The sequence below is a fragment of the Candidatus Paceibacterota bacterium genome, from assembly GCA_035452965.1.
GTDB lineage: Bacteria > Verrucomicrobiota > Verrucomicrobiia > Limisphaerales > UBA8199 > UBA8199.
In genome coordinates, this window is sequence record DAOTCE010000002.1 from 264,013 (window position 1) to 279,478 (window position 15,466).

Below are 15,466 nucleotides of genomic sequence, written 5' to 3' on the forward strand. Positions count from 1 at the left end.
TGTTACTTCCAGCTCAGGACGTTGTCTTTGTTGGCGCCTTTGGTGGCCTTGTCGTTCGGATTAATCAGCTTGTCGGGCCCGGGAGACCAAACCATCACGGGCACGTTGGCCTCGTAATGGGTGGCGCCGCTGACCGTCCTCGGGATCAGCCCGTTGAGCCCGCGTTTGGGATTGTTGCTGTCCGCCGGGTCCGCCGTAACGGCGTCCGTGTGGTAGAAGGCGTCACAGGCCTTGTCGTCGTAATCGAGGTCAATGGTGATGATGTAGGGGTTGCCCCACAGGTCGCGATATGTGCCATCCTGGCCGACGCCCGGCGACTTGTTGTCTCCGGCCATGGTGACGTTCAGATAGCGGGTCTTGTTCGGGTTCTTGACGTGGTCCTGGTTGATGGTCGGCTGAGTGGGCGCGTTGGGCCAGAACTCCACATCCAGGAGCACCGCCATGACTTCGGCGTTGTTGGTTTGGTAGTTGCCGGGAGCATCAATAGGGTGCAGCCCTCCCCCGGGTGTGCTGAAGCCCGCGTCCAAGGCGTTGGGTTCGCCGGGGCCGACGCAGATCACTCCCTTGGTCCCATAGGTGAAGTCCTCGCGGACCCGCGCCGCTTCACTCGTGGCGGTGACGGCGCCGACGCTGGAGACGGGGAACTTGCTGTAATCGGCCTCGTAGCTATGGATGGCGTTGGCGATGCTGGCGGCCTCCAATTGCGCCTTCTTGGCCTGGGCCCGTTTCTTGACGCCGGCCAGCGCCGGCAGGAGCAGCGCGGCCAGGATGGCGATGATGCTGATGACAACGAGCAGCTCGATCAGCGTGAAGGCCGGGCGAGTGCGGGGCGAGGTGTTGGCAGGTTTCTTCATGGCGTTCGTTGGTGCGGTGGACTTTGGGTTCATTTGTGGTTCTCTGCGGTCATGCGGCTTAATAGGGAGCGCTGACGACGAGCGGCTTTTCGCTCCAGTTGCAGATGCGATTGGTCTTGCCGCCGGCCATCACGTCAATCCACAGGTCGAAGGACTTGGGGTTGTTGCGCGGGCCGGAGGAATTGTAGCGCCAAGGGTTGATCCTGATGTTCTGGGCATTGAGATACATCAGCGGGCCCTCGATGCTGGAGCCCAGTACCGTGGCGGCAGTGGGGGTGCTGATCGCGAGGAACTGGCTGGGCTTCAGGCCGCGCAGGAAGGCCGCTCCGCCCGGGGCCTCTTCGTCGCTGCCACCGCGCGCGCAGTTCATGAAGCCGGTGACGTTCGGCCCGAACACGGCGTTCAGGGAGGAACCATCAACGCGCGCGCTGCCGTCCAGGGTGACATACACCGGGGCGGCGACGGTTCCGATGTTGGTGGTGCCGAGCAGCTCGTAGTAGAGCTGGTTGAGCGCATAGCGGTCGGGATTGCCGGTGATCTGGTTGTCGGGCGGGTAGTAGCCGAGCTTGTCCTTGTAGCGTTCGATGGCGGTCTCGAGCTGCATCAATTCGCTCTTCGCCCGGGCGCGCATGGTGGAGAGTTTGGCGGCGCGAACGGCGGGGAACGTCAGGGCGGCCAGGGCGGCAATGACGGTCATGACGACCAGGAGTTCGATCAGCGTGAAGGCGCGGGGTCGGCAACGCGAAACGTGAGGCGCGCAGCGTGAGCGGCGAGGTGGGCGGGCGCCCCCGGCGTTCGTCATTCGGAGCTCGGCGTTATTCATTCGGCATTCTCCCTTCATCGTTCGTGTAGTTCGCGTTCCAACCGCTCACTGAGCCACTGTTTGATCATGCTCTGGTAATTGAGGTAGCGGGACTGGGCGAGGCGTTTGATGCGGGCCAGCATCCGCGCATCAATGCGCAGCGAGATCGCCACCGAGCCGGCGGCTTCGGTGGGGGCGGCCACCGCGGATTCCATGAGGCGCAGGTCGGGCTTGTTCTCAGCCCAGAAACCCGCCTCGGCCTCTTCGCTGTCGAAGATGGGGACTTCTTCCCATTTGGCTATTGCGCGCATCACTGTTGGTTATTTGAATCTGACTTCGCCCGGCGCTTATTGCGCCAGCGCCTGGTCCACTTTGCGTTGGTAGAAGAACCGTTCCTCGGGCTCGAAGGGCCGGGCGTGGATAACCCGGGCCACCTTTCCGTTGGTCCGATACACACTGAAGATTCCTTCGCCTCCCGCCGATACGCCCAGGTTAAAAAACCGGGCCTGCACCGAGAACCTCGGCGAGTCCGGCAATAGCCGGATGGCAAACGGATCTTCAAACGATTCCTCGATTTCCTGCAGCGTCAAAGAGCTATCTAGATTGAAGGGCGGATTATTCCAATCAAACTCCATAAAGGCTCAATTGTAAACTCAATGCCCATACAATGTATTTACAATGTATTTACACCACCAAGACCCAGGTTGTCAACGGGTTTCGGCAAAATTGTGCAAGAAAATTACATGGATAGGCTGAACGGCCTTTGTTTTGGGTTAGGCAAGAAAGGCGCAGTTTTGTGGTGGCCGTGGCCGAAAACGCGGTAGTCGCAGCAGTCTCCTACTGGATGGCGGATTTGAGGCTTGTCCCGAGTGCGAGCCAGCCCGCCGAACGTGGCGCAAGGCGCATTTCATCACCACCTTCGTCAGGCACGATAGCGGCAGACATCCTGCCTGCTGTAGAGCCGGGCATCCTGCCCGGCGGAACAGGCGCGGACAGAGCTGGGCACCCCGATCCGAGCGGCAAGATGCGCCCGGCGAAGCACTCCCGCGAAGTGCCTGCTTGACCGCGGCGCCGCTCCTCAGGAAGCTGGGCGCCCGACGTAGTACTGTGAAGACACTGAAGTCATTGAACTGTTTGATCCTCGGGCTGGCTTTGCTGCTAGGCGCGCAACCGGCCGTTGAGGCCGCCGCAACCAAAACCAAGTCCAGCGCCGTGCCGGCCGCCAAGTCACCGGGCCGGAAGGCGATTTCGCGTGATCCCTGGCTGGGCGCGATTGTGGTGGACGCCGCCACCGGCAAGGTCCTGTACGAAGATCAGGCCGACGCCAAGGGTTATCCGGCCAGTGTTCTGAAACTGATGGACCTGCTGATCATCCTGGAGAAGATCGAGCAGAAGCAGATTTCACTTCAGGACCAGGTGCCGGTAAGCGCCAAGGCCTCCAGGACCGGCGGTTCCCAGGTCTGGCTGGCGGAAAAGGAGTCGTTCACGGTGGACGAGATGCTGTATGCGCTGATGGTCCAGTCCGCCAACGACGCGGCGGTGGCGCTCGCCGAGAAGATCGCGGGGAGCACTGAGGGGTTCGTTGAGCTGATGAACCGGCGAGCCAAAGAGCTCGGCATGACCAGCACGGTGTTTAACTCCGTCCACGGCCTGCCCCCGGGGGCGGGCCAGCAACACGACGTCACCACTGCCCGGGATTTGTCGCTCCTTTGCCGGGAGCTGCTCAAGCACCGCGACACGCTGCGCTACACCTCCACTCGCGAACACCTGTTTCGTCCGAATGTCCCCGGCAAGACGATCCAAATGCGCACGCACAACCATCTGCTGGGCCACGTCGAAGGGTGTGATGGATTCAAGACCGGTTATATCGCCGTATCGGGTTACTCTATTGCGGTTACCGCGGCTCGCCGGGGCCAGCGCGTCATTGCGGTGGTGCTGGACAGCACCACCTCGAAGGTGCGCGATGCCAAGGCGGCGGAGTTGCTGGCCAGGGGATTTGCCGCGCTGCCGGCAACTGGCCGGGCGGCCGCTCCGCCGGCTTCCCAACCGAACGCGGCCACGGCCAAAGGTCAAAAGAAGTAGCGCCGCAGAGCCCCTTCGGCTGCCGGCGCTCCCTCGATAAAGCGTTTCGCTGACGAAACCAACGCGGCGAAGATCTCACCACGCACAGTCTTCAACGCGGAATTGCCGTTTCACTCCTGCCCCTAAAGGCTCGCAGTTAAGGAGAACCGGGCTTGCCTCGCCGGTACGGGCCCAAAATGTCTAAGTACCTCAATCCAGTGCTCCAATCCCCTGTTCCTGGACCGCCCAGCCGCCCCGGTGAGACCACGCTGTGACACCCGTTATTGCCCCGTGTGTATCCCATGGGGCCCGACCCCCATGGGATACACACCGGGGTCCCGCCGGATTGGCACCGTCTTTTCGCCGTATCCGGCTTGGGGGTGGGATGTCTCAGGTTTGGGGGACGTAAGGGGAGCCGGCAGTTGGTGGAGCTGACGACGCGGGGATGGTCGTCACCCGTGAGCCGGTAGGTGAAACCGTCGGACGCGTTGAATTGGATGTCAGCGACGGTGCTTCCGCGGCCACCGCTGGAAAAGGTGGTGCGGCGGCCGTGGCCGTGACGGGTCCATTCTTTGCCGAGGTAAACGCGCACGGTCTGCCAGTCGGCGACCCGCGTCGCGGCAAGGTAATCGCGGGAATGAAAGAGCACGATGCGGCTGTCGGGCGACCAGACGACTTTCTCAATGGAATCCACATCTTCCGCGAGGTTGGCGATGGGCATGAAATGGCGCTGGTCCTTGCGTTCGACAAACAGCGCTCGGCGCGGCGGGTCAATGGACGGCAGGTCTTCCACGTAGGCCGTGAATGCCCCGTCCGGCGAGGACACCGCCAGCGCGGCAAGGGCCGTTACCCTTGCGGGCAAGTTCGTTCGTTTAGGCGCAATCGCCTGTATTACCCGTAAACTCGTTCAGTGACACCCTGTTATCGCTGAAGGAACCTCTTGAGGGCCTTTGCGAGGGACGAATCCAGCAACAACGAATTGACAAGTCCAAGCCGCACGATTTCGGCCACCATTTCAGCCTTCCCGACGCCTCCCGCCAGAAGGATGATGCCGGGAGGCCCATTAAGCTTCGCCTCCCGCGCAACTCTGGATAAGTGTTCGCCTTTGATCCCAGTCCAGCCCTTGTTGAGGCTGTCGACCCACCGCTTGTCATCCACCGAGAGCTTGTGCCGCCGCGGCAACAGCCAACCGCCGATATCTCCGTAGATCATCTTGGCCAAAGCCGATCTGGCAAGCCCCTCTTCCTGCTCGAGCCTTTCGCGGATGAAGTCTCCGGTTCTAGCACGAAACATGATATCCGCCGGATTGCCGGGGAGATCCAGGTCCTCATCTTCGCTGGCGATGATACCCGTGCCGCAGATGATCGTATCGATGCGATCAACCAGAGGTTTGCCTCTGCCGTTGGCTGGCCCGAAGATCTCCCGGTAGCCCGGAATATCCTCGATGAATTCTCGCCAGGCTGAGCCAGCGTTCCGGCGGACGTTTTGTGGCAGGTACGCAGGCACGCCTACCAGACAGGGCAGCTCGGACCGAGGGTTTGGATTGGCTGCCTGGCCCCTCAGGGCCGCGCCAAGCAGTTGGGCGAGGCGGGAAGCCGAATAATCGACGTAGCGCTGATTCATCAGGTGAACCGGGTCGCCGCACAGTGGAAGGCACTTGATCTCGGCGAAATCGTTTCCGACAGGGGCATCGGATTCCTCCTCGGATTCCTCCTCGGATATCTCCTCGGATGCCACCTTTACATCGAGTGCCCCCTTGATTTGTGAAACCACCCTCGCAACGCTGCGGCCCCAGCTGATGCCGATGAGCTTCGCGCGACGCAGGAGCTGTCCGACGCAGCCCGCGGCGGCGATCGAGAAGGGCTCCTCCCCATCCGGCAGCACCCGGACATCCAAATACTGCCCGCTCGGGGCGCTAGCGACCAGGGCCTTGCGCAGCCGCTCGGGAACAAACCACCGCCGGTCCACCTCCTTAAGGTCGGCCTCGGCCACGTTATGGCCCAGGAAGCTCGGAGAACGCGCCAGGTAGTGGTGCTCCTGGGCATAGGCCACGAGGCGTGAAACCTCCGGCTGGCTCTTATCCAACCGCTTGGCGATCTTGTCCTGCGTCAATCCCTCGCTCCGCATGCGGGCAGCAGCGACCGCCAGCAAACGGTGCTCGGCCTCGGGATCTTGAACACGTTTTGGCATAGGTTAGCGAGATCAGTTTGCGTTGTTGCTGACGCTATCCCGCGACCCCCCCCAGGCGCAAGTCTAACCGCGAATCCGTCCACGCCGGCGGCGCCAGGCGCTGGCCGCGCGCGCCGCCCACAGCGGCCTCCTGGATTCCAGTTTGTATAAACATGACAATAATTACATGTATATATAGTATTCACCGGAATACATATTTTTCATATTCATGAAATTGTCGTTGCCATGGCTGGCCGGCTCCGCTAGCATGGGAGGCGAACGGTATGCGTATTGCCCCAACAACCCGGGGAGATCGCGGCGGCCACCCGGCCGCGATCGTGGCTGTGCTGCGTTGGCTTGCTGTAGCCCGCCTCGAGGCCGCCAGGTGGTGCCGCGCTTGGGCTGCCTGCTTACTCCTCACGCCGCCGCATCCGACAAACCCCGCGCGTTGTGATTTCGCCTCCAGCTCACCCACTCCCACAATTCCGCCAGCCCCGCTGGTGGTCCGTCCAGCTAAATCGCCGGGGCGCAGAGTGTGGTTTCAGCTCTGGCTGGCTGACCGTCCCGCGGGTCGGCTCATGCTCCACGTCTGGTGCGCTCTACGCCGACCGGGCCACTGGGTCGCGGCGCGCAGCGGGATCGCCCGCGCACTCCGTGACCTGTGGCTCAGCATCTTCCGCCGGTTCCGCAAGCACAAATGCCCCAATAACCAGGAGAACCTACACATGCGTAAAAACAAAAAAAGAGCCACCGAAACCAGCAAATCCGCAAAGCTCACCCACCAGGCTTTGCAGTTTCTTCGCGAAGCGCTCAAGCTGCTTCAGAGCCAGAATACGACTTTGCCGCCCGGCAGCGTCCTGCTGGATCCAGAGTCCAGCGGGGACTTTGCCACGGTGGACAAGGTCGAGATTCGTGGCCAGCTCGGGACAACCGAGCAGCGCGCGCTGAAGATCAACGGCAAGCCCCCCCTCAGCCTTAATCTCCGCGAACACCTCGTTCTGCTAATCCTGGGGTGGCTGGCGAAGTGCTCCGCCAAAGCGGCAGCGTCGGGCAAGGGCCAGTTCCCGGATTACCTGCCGGTCGGTGTCATCGTGAAAGTCATCCTTACATTAACAGCAGAAGGCGGACCTGTGTCGGGCCGCTGGCGGGTTCCCTGCGAGCTAGATGTCTACCGGTGCGTGGCCAAGCTGCGCCGGCGTTTGCGCGAGCTGGGTTTCAGTCCCAACCTCATCGAGTCCGGGCAAAGGCTGGCCGGCTATCGGCTGTCGACTCACGTCAATAACATAATTCTAGCCGTCGCCACGGAGCAGCAGGAGAAATTCTGGGCTAACCTATTCCAAGATGTGCTCGGTGGCGGGGGAGTTTCACGGGAGGAAGCCCCCTTCAGAGGTTAATCCGAGCGCTTTATGCGTCTTTATCCATGCCTCGGGAAGAGAGGTTCAGGGCTTAGACCAGAACGACGAGATCAGCTTAAATAGGGCCGAATAAGATTCATATGGCACACCTTTGGATACCAAGTACATGCGCCGAGCTCCCGCGCTGGGCGGCGTTGCCGCTGGCTGGGTGGGCTTACCGGTTCATGGCCGCCGAGCCGTACGTGCGGCGGGCCGCCAAGGCGGACGGCCAGGCCGGGGACGCGATGCTCCTGCGCAGCGACCGCGACGGCGCGGAAAGCTGGTTCGTGCTCGCCCCCTCCGCGTCGCAACTTTGGGTGAACGGCCGCCAGGCCCACCTGGGCATCCGTGTGCTGTCCGACCGGGACGAAATCCGCCTGGCGAACGGACCACGGTTCTACTTCTCAACTGAGCGCCTGGCGCAAGTGGTTCCGTTTCCCGGCGCCGATCACGAGATTTTGTGCGCGCGCTGCAAGATGCCGATCGAGCTCGGGTCTGCGGCGGTGTCCTGCCCGGCGTGCTCTAAATGGTGCCACGCGCGGCCCGATCTGCCGTGTTGGTCCTATAAGGAATCGCCCGTCTGCCCGCAGTGTGGGCGCCCAACCAACCAGGCCGAGTTCCAGTGGTCTCCCGGTCGCCAATGAAAAGCGCGCGCCAATCGTCAATGACAAGCCTCCTGGTGTTGGGGGCCGGCCTGATCGGCAGGCCTCTCTGCCTGCTGGTTGGGCTGCTCCGGGGCCTGCACCGTGTGCTGGTGGTTGACCGTGATTCATATACAAAGGCCCAGGCTTGGCATCCCGCGGACGCCGGCCGCCCAAAGGCGGAAGTTGCAGCCGAGATGATGCAGGCGGCCAACCAGCGGCTGCATGTCGAGTCCATCGTCGCCGGCATTGAGGATCTCCCGCTGGGGATCTATCGGCGCTACGGCCTTATGCTCACGGCGTTAGACTCGCAGACGGCGCGCATGACGGCGAACTTCGCTTTCGAGAAGGCCGGCATCCGGTACTGGATTGACTCGGGCGTTAGCGCGCCCTCGCTTGTGCGGATCTCCACGTTCGCCCAGGGCGCCGACGCCCCGTGCTATGAATGCGGCCTGAGCGATTCGGACTACGCCGCCGAGGCCAGGTATCCCTGCCAGCCAGCCTTTACGGCTCCGGGCACTAACTCGCCGCAATACCTCGGTACACTTGCCGCGAGCATGCAAGCGGCGATAAGCGCTTTATTGCTCTCCGGGAAATTTGATCCGGCCATCTTGAACCGCGAGGTGGTCTATGATGTCGCCGCGCAGAAGCTGTTCGTGACCAGGTTGGTCCGGCGGAAGACGTGCCGCCTGGACCACGGTGCATTCGGCATTCGCCCACTGCATCGCGCTCCGGCGCGAATCCCATTGGCCGAGGCCTTCATGCTTGGGCCGGGCGGTTCGCGGAGGGCGGCCCGCGCTGCCGCCAGCCTGGAAGTGCCAGACAAGCTCTTTGTGCGAGTCCTTGCTTGTGAGTGCGGGGCGCAGCGGCAGGTGCTGCGCCTCAAGGGCAGGATTGGTCTCCGGGCGCAAACCTGCGCCCGGTGCGGCGGGCGCATGTTTCCGCCAGGCGCCGGTCTGACCAACTCACTCCGGCTCGACTCGCTGACCGCCCGCGAATTAGCCAGGCCCCTTTCGGCGTTGGGGCTGGAGCCGGCGGACGTCATCGCCATAAGCGACAACCGCCGGACCAACTACTATGAACTCGGTTTCCCGAGGAGAGAATCGCATGACTGACGTGGTATTCCGCAACTTTCTGACGCACCAGCGCGATACGGCACTGCGCCTGAACGCACAGAGTGACATCCTGCGCCTGACATTGGGCCCCGGCCCGCTGCCGCAAAATTACATCGCCGAGTTCCGGTGCAAGGGGCTGGTCCAGAACCGCGACGGGAGCATCAGCGAAGGAGGCCTGTTTGTGGTCGGCATCTTCTTCCCTAACGACTATCTCCGGCGCGCCTCGACCTTCGAGGTGCTCAGCTGGCTTGGTCCAGCGAATGTCTTTCACCCGAACATTGCAAACCACTCGGTATGCATTGGCAGGCTCGATCCGGGAACGGATTTAGTCACGATCTGCTACCAGCTATTCGAAATAATTGCGTACCACCGGTATAACACGCGTGAATCCGACAGCCTGAATAGGGCGGCATGTTCCTGGGCCCGCGGCCACAAGCATCTGTTCCCCACGGACACCCGGCCGCTAAAGCGTCCCGAAGCCTCGGGCGCAGGAAAAGGAGGCCTGTCATGCCAGCAGTAGAGTTGCGTTCCAAATCGGATGCCGCGCGCTGCCAGGCGGCGCTGCAGTCCACGCTTGCGTTCGTGGAAATGGTCGCGCCCACGCGCTGGCTGGTGCGCGCCAGCCGAACCACCGAATCGTCCATACTGGCGCGGCTGGTTGATGGATTCCTGATCCTCACGGCGCAGTATACACCTGCGGCGCCCTCGGCGGGATGGGAGCTGCTGAAGGCCAACGCGAACCTGTCCGGCCTGGCCAAGTTCGCCTCTGCCCCGGGTGGCGGTTGGTGCTTGCGGGCGGAAATCCCGATATCGGCCGAGTGCGATCTGCCCTCGCGGATAGCCCAGGCCTGCAGCGCATTCGCGGCGGCGCAAGGTGTGCCGCGTGCCGGCCAGGGCAGCGTGGGGATTATCCCCAGCGATGGGCCGCCAGCGGAGCTGGGCCGCCTGGTTGAGGCGGCTGGCTGGAAGTGTTCCTCGCAGTCCGGTGATGTCTGCTCCGTTGCCCTTGAGACCCGGCTCGGTGGGCACACCGCCATCCTCAATGCGCCCGCCGGGGCGGTTCGCATCTGCACCGACCTGGCGTTATGGGACACGCTGCCGGTGACTTGCCGGGACGGACTTGCCAACATGCTAGTGACCGCCAACGCCCGGCTGCGGCTGGCGCGAGCCATTGTGGCCGAAGACGAGAGCGGTGGCGCCGCCCAACTGGAAGTCCTCTTCCAGGCGCCCGCGGCCCCGGCGGAACTGCGCAGCGCGTTCGAAGCGCTCTCGGTGGGCGCGGATGCCTGTGCCTCGATCGCCGACCTGCTGCAGGAGGAAGCGGCGGCCGAACTCTTTCTCACGACTTCGGGTGGCTCCCAAGGTCGCGAGGACAACCAAAAACCAAAAGAAAGGACCATATGATAAAGCCACTATATGTTTCCAACATCATCGCCACAGACCTGACGGGCCAGAGACGCGTGCGCGCGCGCGCGCCTAAGGCAGCCAGTATGGGGGATTTTGTGGGCAGCCTCCTGCCGAGGCTAAATCTTCCGCCTCAGGATTCGGCCGGCCGGGCGCTGACCTATCACGCGCGTGTGGACCGCCTGGGGCGCCACGCTCATGCTTCTGAGACGGTAGGCGAGGTCTTGGAGCCAAACGACCAAATCTCCCTACACCCGAATGTGGACGCCGGGGGTGCCCGCTGACGGTCACGGGGCGGCGGTCCGCCGCCGCCCCCCTTTTTCTATGCCGCCGAAATCCTACCGCTACTGCTTCGCTGCCTACCGCGGCCAGGGCGGGCCGTCTCTTGGTCACTTCGCGGCGGACCTTGACCTCGGGCCGGCCGCCGAGTGGGGCCGGTTTACCGCGCTGCGTCGCTGGTTGAACCCGGAACTGGCCGCCGAGGCGGAACCCCGCATTGCCCCCATTTGGCACGCCAGCGCGGGAGCGCCTTACGTCGAGGGGTTGCGCGTGACCTTGCGGGCAAAGGCGATGCCCACGATTACGACGGATATCCCGAGCAGTTTCTTCCGGCCGAAGGCCATGCGGCTTGGGAACACTCTTGTGGCGCAGAAGAAGATCGCTTCCGGGGAGCTGTTCACCTACGCCGTGCTTGCGTTCCCAATTTCCGCGGATGCAGAACGCCAGGATCCCGATCCGCTCCAGATTGAGGAGTTGCCTGTCCCGATGGCACTGGCCCCGGGCTCGATCGAGGACGAGCTGACACAGGCGGCGGCTTTCGGAGACGTCGGCTCCGGGCAGATGCCCGTGTTCGTGCCGCAGGCGACCCTTGACGAGGCGTTGACCCTGGCCGAGAGGGCCGGCCACGTCGAGCTTGGGGCGGTTCTCATCGGCAAGATGCACCGGGATGCGAGATCGCGGGAATTGTTCTTGAAAGTCACTGCCCTAATTCCGGCGCGCCATACCTTGTCGGAGTCCGCCAAAGTTACGTTCACCGCGGAGACCTGGGCTGCGGTCCAGGCTGCCTTAAGCTTGCGGGGGGCGGGGGAGCAATTTGTGGGCTGGATGCATAATCACCCGGGCGCGCCGCACTGGTGCAAAAAGGAATGCTCGCCCGAGGCCAAGTTGCGGTGCTTGTTCAATACGCCATTTTTTTCCAGTGCGGATTGCGATTTACACCGCGTTGGATTCTCCCAGGCTCACTGTGTCGCGCTTCTGGTCACCGGCACCTTCTCCGGTTTGAAAATAACCATGTACGGCTGGGACCGGGCCCAGATCGTCCAGCGCGGTTTCTACATAACCAACCCCGACGCCGCGCGGCGGCTCCCGGAGCCCCAGACGGCGTCCATCATTAACTCCGATATCCATGAAACGACCTGCACCAATTCCTGATCCGATCGCCTTAGACTTGATTCGCATGTGCTTCCGGGCGGAGCTGCCCATTGGCCAGCGGCAAGCGCAGATAAAGGCGCTGCGCCAACAGTCCGCCGAGATGAGTGACTTGATCGACCAAAGCCTGCTGGAGCAGGTGGACCAGGCCCGGCTTGGTCTGAAGCAGGCCGGGAAGTCTCAGGCCGAACTCAAGAGCATCGTGGATAAAGTGCTCGCTGCTCCCTGGTTCTCCGCGGTCTACCTGGCGCCGCTAGCCGCCAAGACCGGGTCGCGCGCCATCGTGCATCAGGGGGGCAGCCGCCGGGTTGTGGAGCTGGCGCCGGAGATCAAGGCTGCGTCCTTGCACCCGGGCGACCAGGTCTTCCTGAGTCACGAGTTGAACATGATCACCGGCATCTCGCCGGAGGGCCCGCCGCGGTTCGGCGAGCTCGGCGTATTCGACCGCCGCACCAGCGACGGCCAGCTGGTGGTGAACAGCCGGGACGAGGAGCTTGTGCTCCAGCCGGCGCATTCGCTCGCCGACTCCGGGCTGCAAGCCGGGGATCTGGTTCGCTTCGACCGCGCGATCTGGATGGCGTTTGCGAAAGTGGAGGGCGCCCAGGGGAAGGAGTTCATGCTCGAGGAGATTCCCGATCTTCCCCGCACGCTGCTCGGGGGGCTGGATGCCCCCTATGACGCGATGCTCACCGCGCTGAGCGCGCTCGTGGTCGCCCCGGAAATGGCCCGCCGCTACCGGCTCAGCGGCCGAAACTCCATTCTGCTGGTCGGACCTCCGGGATGCGGCAAGACCTACATGACCCGCATCGTGGCGAGCGAGGTCGCGCGTCTGAGCGGCCGCCGGGCTCGCTTTGGCGTGGTCAAGCCGGCGGCCTGGGAGTCTCCCTACGTCGGTGTGACCCAGAAGGCCATACGGGACACGTTCAAAGTTCTGCGGGAGGCGGCCCGGGACGGGGTAAGCTATTTATTACTTGACGAACTCGAGAGCTTCGGCCGCGCGAGGGGGCATTTCGCCAACATCCACAGCGATAAGCACCTCGCGGCGCTGCTGGCCGAACTGGAGGGTTTTGAAGACCGCCAGGATGTTGCCATCATTGCGGCCACCAACCGTAAAGATTTACTGGATCCCTCACTACTGGCTCGCTTCGCTTTGGAGATCCCGGTCGGCCGCCCCGATGAGACCACGGCCAAGGCCATTCTGGACATTCACTTGCCAGCCTCATTGCCCTTCTCGCCCAACGGCGAGCTGGCCGCCGGCACGCGCGACGAGATCATCGAGACCGCCGTCTCGCTCCTCTACGCGCCCAACGCGGACAACACGCTTTGCCGCATCCGCTTTCGGGACAACACCGAGCGCACGATCACCGCCCGGGAACTGGTCAGTGGCCGGTTATTGCAGCAGATGTGCGCCAGCGCGTGCCGCCGCGCGTTCGTCCGCGAGCTGCGCGGGGGCGAGGCCGGCGTCAACGCCGACGATATGGAGCAGGCGGTGGCTGAGAGCATGGAGCGGCTGCGCACCCTGCTGACCCCGGTCAACGCGCATATTCACCTCGGCAACCTCCCACAGGACGTTGACGTGGTCAGCGTCGAACCGGTGGTGCGCAAGGTGTCCAACGCCCGGCGCTATCTATCCCTGGACCCCGTATAAAAGGCCGCCTCGCATGTCAAACAAACCAGTCAGCCGATCAACTGCCCTGGGGTTGTCCGACGCGGGCGCGGCGCCGAAGTTGCTCGGTGCCGACGTCGAGCTGGGCAACTTCATTCTGGGCGTGGATGATGAACGTGGCACCGGGGAGGTGGCCTCGCGCGCCCTGCTGAGGGAGATCGAAGGGTTGCCCTTCCTTGACTCGGGCCTCACCGGCGCCTGGTGGGACCAGCCTGGCCAGTTCCAGTCGGCCGGAACCAATCCTCAAGACTGGGGCCGGAAGTTTCTGCCGGTCAACGGCGGTGCCGTTTACATTGACCTGGCGCATCTAGAATGGTGTGCGCCTGAAATTTTGAACGCATATGACTTCGCGGCGGCCACCCACGCGATGCTGCGAATTGTGCGCGCAGCCCTGCAGGCAGCTAACGCAAAGTTGCCCGAGGGCCTCAAACTCGTGGTAGTGGTCAATAACCAGGATGGACAGGGGCATTCCTACGGCTCGCACCTGAATGTATTGATGACACGCGCGGCGTGGAATCGGCTGTTCCACCGCCGCCTGCATGAGTTGCTGATGCTGGCCTCATTCCAGGTTTCCAGCATCATCCTCACCGGGCAGGGCATGGTGAACTCCGGCCGCGGAAACGGCGGCGAGAGCAATGGCTGGTATGAACTGTCCCAGAGGGCTTCCTTTTTCGAGTGCCTGGTGGGCCCCCAAACCACTTACAATCGCCCGCTGGTCAACAGCCGCGACGAAGCGCTGTGCGGCAGCCTTACGAGCCTTGGGAGCCCGGCGGATCGCTTTGCCCGGCTGCACAGCATCTTCTTCGATGCGACACTCTGTCCAGCCTCCATCGTTTTGCGGGCCGGCCTGATGCAGATCATGCTCGGACTGCTTGAACGGGACGAGACCGGCAGGCATCTGGAGTTGATTTTGGATGATCCGGTGGAAACGGTCGCCCGCTGGAGCAGGGATCCATCCCTGACGGCCCGCGCCGGGTTGCTCACAGGGGAACAAGTGACCGCGCTCGAACTGCAGCGACGCTTTTTCGACCAGGCGGCGCGTTTCGTGGAAAGCGGCGGCTGCGAGGGGATTGTCCCCGCGGCACGGGGGATTATGGAGTTATGGGGGGATACGCTGGACAAGCTTGGCCGCCGCGATTTCGCGGCGCTCGCCACCCGTCTCGATTGGGTGCTGAAGCTGCAATTGCTGCAGCGGGCCATGCACCAGCACCCCAAGCTCAACTGGGGCAGCCCCGAAATCAAACACCTGGATTTCAAGTACGCCGATCTGGGGGAAGGTCTGTTTTGGGCGTGCGACCAGGCGGGCGCCGTTGATCATGTCGGCGTGTCGGAGGAGCAGGTTCGCAAGTTCACCCAGGAGCCCCCGGTCAACACCCGGGCCTGGACGCGTGCCCACCTGCTGCGCCTGGCCGATCCGGCAACTGTGGCGGAGGTTGACTGGGACAAGATCACGTTCGAGTTCCGCGGGCTGAGCGGCGCTGGCTTCCGCCGGACAGTCAGGCTGGCCAATCCTTTAGCTTTCACCCGGGACGATACCGAGGTGGTCTTCCGCCGCAGCGAAGATCTGCATGAGGCCTTGGATCTTCTCGACGCCCCTGCCTGTGATCCCCAGCCAGTCTATGCCGCCGGCCAGTATTGGGTCGCATCGAATTACCAACCTGCCAACGCAACAAGCCCCCAGTCTGACCGGACCGATGAGTCCGGTAATGACCAACCGCCACATTCAAAGCTATGAGTGAACTTGAAAGAACGCACAGTGAATCGAACCGAGCTCCCGAACCGGCAGCTGGCAGCCCCGACGCCAGCGGCCTCAACGATTTGCGTCGCCGGGCCGCCGCCTTGCAGGCGGCGGCGGATGCCGCGATCCGGAATGCCCTCTCGGGCAACAGCCAGGCGTTTAATGCCTCCATGCGGCAGCAAGGAGGGCAGTAA

17 protein-coding genes are annotated in these 15,466 nt (G+C 63.1%); 11 read left to right on the forward strand and 6 right to left on the reverse strand.

All coding sequences use genetic code 11. From position 1 onward, the window contains the following. Nucleotides 1–2: 2 nt before the first annotated feature. Genes P5205_03025 through P5205_03040 form a run of 4 tightly spaced genes read right to left on the reverse strand, consistent with a single transcriptional unit; the run spans nucleotide 3 to nucleotide 2,291 of the window. Nucleotides 3–854 carry a prepilin-type N-terminal cleavage/methylation domain-containing protein gene (locus P5205_03025; protein ID HSA09321.1) on the reverse strand — a complete coding sequence of 284 codons (852 nt, stop codon included), beginning with the start codon at nucleotides 852–854 and terminating at the stop codon, nucleotides 3–5. Between the two features lie 58 nt (nucleotides 855–912). After that, entirely contained in the window at nucleotides 913–1,677 is a 765-nt protein-coding gene (locus tag P5205_03030; GenBank protein HSA09322.1) for a type II secretion system protein, read from the reverse strand. A 14-nt stretch (nucleotides 1,678–1,691) separates the two neighbouring features. Then, nucleotides 1,692–1,967 (reverse strand): CopG family antitoxin, encoded by a 276-nt coding sequence (locus P5205_03035; protein ID HSA09323.1) that lies wholly within the window; start codon nucleotides 1,965–1,967, stop codon nucleotides 1,692–1,694. 36 nt (nucleotides 1,968–2,003) lie between these two features. Then, nucleotides 2,004–2,291, reverse strand: coding sequence for a hypothetical protein (locus P5205_03040; protein HSA09324.1), 288 nt, complete (start codon nucleotides 2,289–2,291; stop codon nucleotides 2,004–2,006). A gap of 472 nt (nucleotides 2,292–2,763) precedes the next feature. Between P5205_03040 and P5205_03045 the strand changes: the two genes are divergently transcribed. Continuing rightward, entirely contained in the window at nucleotides 2,764–3,738 is a 975-nt protein-coding gene (locus tag P5205_03045; GenBank protein ID HSA09325.1) for a D-alanyl-D-alanine carboxypeptidase family protein, read from the forward strand. Between the two features lie 136 nt (nucleotides 3,739–3,874). Here the strand turns inward: P5205_03045 and P5205_03050 are convergent, their stop codons facing one another. After that, a complete protein-coding gene (locus P5205_03050; protein ID HSA09326.1) occupies nucleotides 3,875–4,579 on the reverse strand; it encodes a hypothetical protein in 705 nt (234 codons plus the stop codon). 59 nt (nucleotides 4,580–4,638) lie between these two features. Then, nucleotides 4,639–5,907: a hypothetical protein gene (locus P5205_03055; protein ID HSA09327.1), complete on the reverse strand. Its 1,269-nt coding sequence runs from the start codon at nucleotides 5,905–5,907 to the stop codon at nucleotides 4,639–4,641. Between the two features lie 704 nt (nucleotides 5,908–6,611). On the opposite strand from P5205_03055, the gene P5205_03060 reads away from it, so the two are divergent. From P5205_03060 to P5205_03105, 10 genes are all read left to right on the forward strand, one after another. Next, entirely contained in the window at nucleotides 6,612–7,280 is a 669-nt protein-coding gene (locus tag P5205_03060) for a hypothetical protein (protein ID HSA09328.1), read from the forward strand. 101 nt (nucleotides 7,281–7,381) lie between these two features. Then, complete coding sequence (locus P5205_03065) at nucleotides 7,382–7,924, forward strand: PHD finger domain-containing protein (GenBank protein HSA09329.1); 543 nt, start codon at nucleotides 7,382–7,384, stop codon at nucleotides 7,922–7,924. Between the two features lie 20 nt (nucleotides 7,925–7,944). Continuing rightward, complete coding sequence (locus tag P5205_03070) at nucleotides 7,945–9,036, forward strand: ThiF family adenylyltransferase (GenBank protein HSA09330.1); 1,092 nt, start codon at nucleotides 7,945–7,947, stop codon at nucleotides 9,034–9,036. Next, the gene (locus P5205_03075; protein ID HSA09331.1) at nucleotides 9,029–9,556 is read left to right on the forward strand and encodes a hypothetical protein; all 528 of its coding nucleotides are present in this window, start codon (nucleotides 9,029–9,031) and stop codon (nucleotides 9,554–9,556) included. The genes P5205_03070 and P5205_03075 overlap by 8 nt, the downstream gene beginning before the upstream one ends. After that, the gene (locus P5205_03080) at nucleotides 9,544–10,440 is read left to right on the forward strand and encodes a hypothetical protein (protein ID HSA09332.1); all 897 of its coding nucleotides are present in this window, start codon (nucleotides 9,544–9,546) and stop codon (nucleotides 10,438–10,440) included. The genes P5205_03075 and P5205_03080 overlap by 13 nt, the downstream gene beginning before the upstream one ends. Next, nucleotides 10,437–10,724 (forward strand): hypothetical protein, encoded by a 288-nt coding sequence (locus tag P5205_03085; GenBank protein ID HSA09333.1) that lies wholly within the window; start codon nucleotides 10,437–10,439, stop codon nucleotides 10,722–10,724. Before P5205_03080 ends, P5205_03085 begins: the two co-directional genes overlap by 4 nt. A gap of 40 nt (nucleotides 10,725–10,764) precedes the next feature. Further along, complete coding sequence (locus tag P5205_03090) at nucleotides 10,765–11,871, forward strand: hypothetical protein (protein ID HSA09334.1); 1,107 nt, start codon at nucleotides 10,765–10,767, stop codon at nucleotides 11,869–11,871. After that, a complete protein-coding gene (locus P5205_03095; protein HSA09335.1) occupies nucleotides 11,846–13,516 on the forward strand; it encodes an AAA family ATPase in 1,671 nt (556 codons plus the stop codon). The genes P5205_03090 and P5205_03095 overlap by 26 nt, the downstream gene beginning before the upstream one ends. A gap of 13 nt (nucleotides 13,517–13,529) precedes the next feature. Next, nucleotides 13,530–15,269, forward strand: coding sequence for a proteasome accessory factor PafA2 family protein (locus P5205_03100; GenBank protein ID HSA09336.1), 1,740 nt, complete (start codon nucleotides 13,530–13,532; stop codon nucleotides 15,267–15,269). Next, entirely contained in the window at nucleotides 15,266–15,466 is a 201-nt protein-coding gene (locus tag P5205_03105) for a hypothetical protein (GenBank protein ID HSA09337.1), read from the forward strand. The genes P5205_03100 and P5205_03105 overlap by 4 nt, the downstream gene beginning before the upstream one ends.

Coding starts and splice junctions, on each gene's coding strand:
- P5205_03025 (HSA09321.1), bottom strand. CDS start 854: ATGAAGAAACCTGCCAACACCTCGCCCCGCACTCGCCCGGCCTTCACG.
- P5205_03030 (HSA09322.1), bottom strand. CDS start 1,677: ATGAATAACGCCGAGCTCCGAATGACGAACGCCGGGGGCGCCCGCCCA.
- P5205_03035 (HSA09323.1), bottom strand. CDS start 1,967: ATGCGCGCAATAGCCAAATGGGAAGAAGTCCCCATCTTCGACAGCGAA.
- P5205_03040 (HSA09324.1), bottom strand. CDS start 2,291: ATGGAGTTTGATTGGAATAATCCGCCCTTCAATCTAGATAGCTCTTTG.
- P5205_03055 (HSA09327.1), bottom strand. CDS start 5,907: ATGCCAAAACGTGTTCAAGATCCCGAGGCCGAGCACCGTTTGCTGGCG.
- P5205_03060 (HSA09328.1), top strand. CDS start 6,612: ATGCGTAAAAACAAAAAAAGAGCCACCGAAACCAGCAAATCCGCAAAG.
- P5205_03065 (HSA09329.1), top strand. CDS start 7,382: ATGGCACACCTTTGGATACCAAGTACATGCGCCGAGCTCCCGCGCTGG.
- P5205_03070 (HSA09330.1), top strand. CDS start 7,945: ATGACAAGCCTCCTGGTGTTGGGGGCCGGCCTGATCGGCAGGCCTCTC.
- P5205_03075 (HSA09331.1), top strand. CDS start 9,029: ATGACTGACGTGGTATTCCGCAACTTTCTGACGCACCAGCGCGATACG.
- P5205_03080 (HSA09332.1), top strand. CDS start 9,544: ATGCCAGCAGTAGAGTTGCGTTCCAAATCGGATGCCGCGCGCTGCCAG.
- P5205_03085 (HSA09333.1), top strand. CDS start 10,437: ATGATAAAGCCACTATATGTTTCCAACATCATCGCCACAGACCTGACG.
- P5205_03090 (HSA09334.1), top strand. CDS start 10,765: ATGCCGCCGAAATCCTACCGCTACTGCTTCGCTGCCTACCGCGGCCAG.
- P5205_03095 (HSA09335.1), top strand. CDS start 11,846: ATGAAACGACCTGCACCAATTCCTGATCCGATCGCCTTAGACTTGATT.
- P5205_03100 (HSA09336.1), top strand. CDS start 13,530: ATGTCAAACAAACCAGTCAGCCGATCAACTGCCCTGGGGTTGTCCGAC.
- P5205_03105 (HSA09337.1), top strand. CDS start 15,266: ATGAGTGAACTTGAAAGAACGCACAGTGAATCGAACCGAGCTCCCGAA.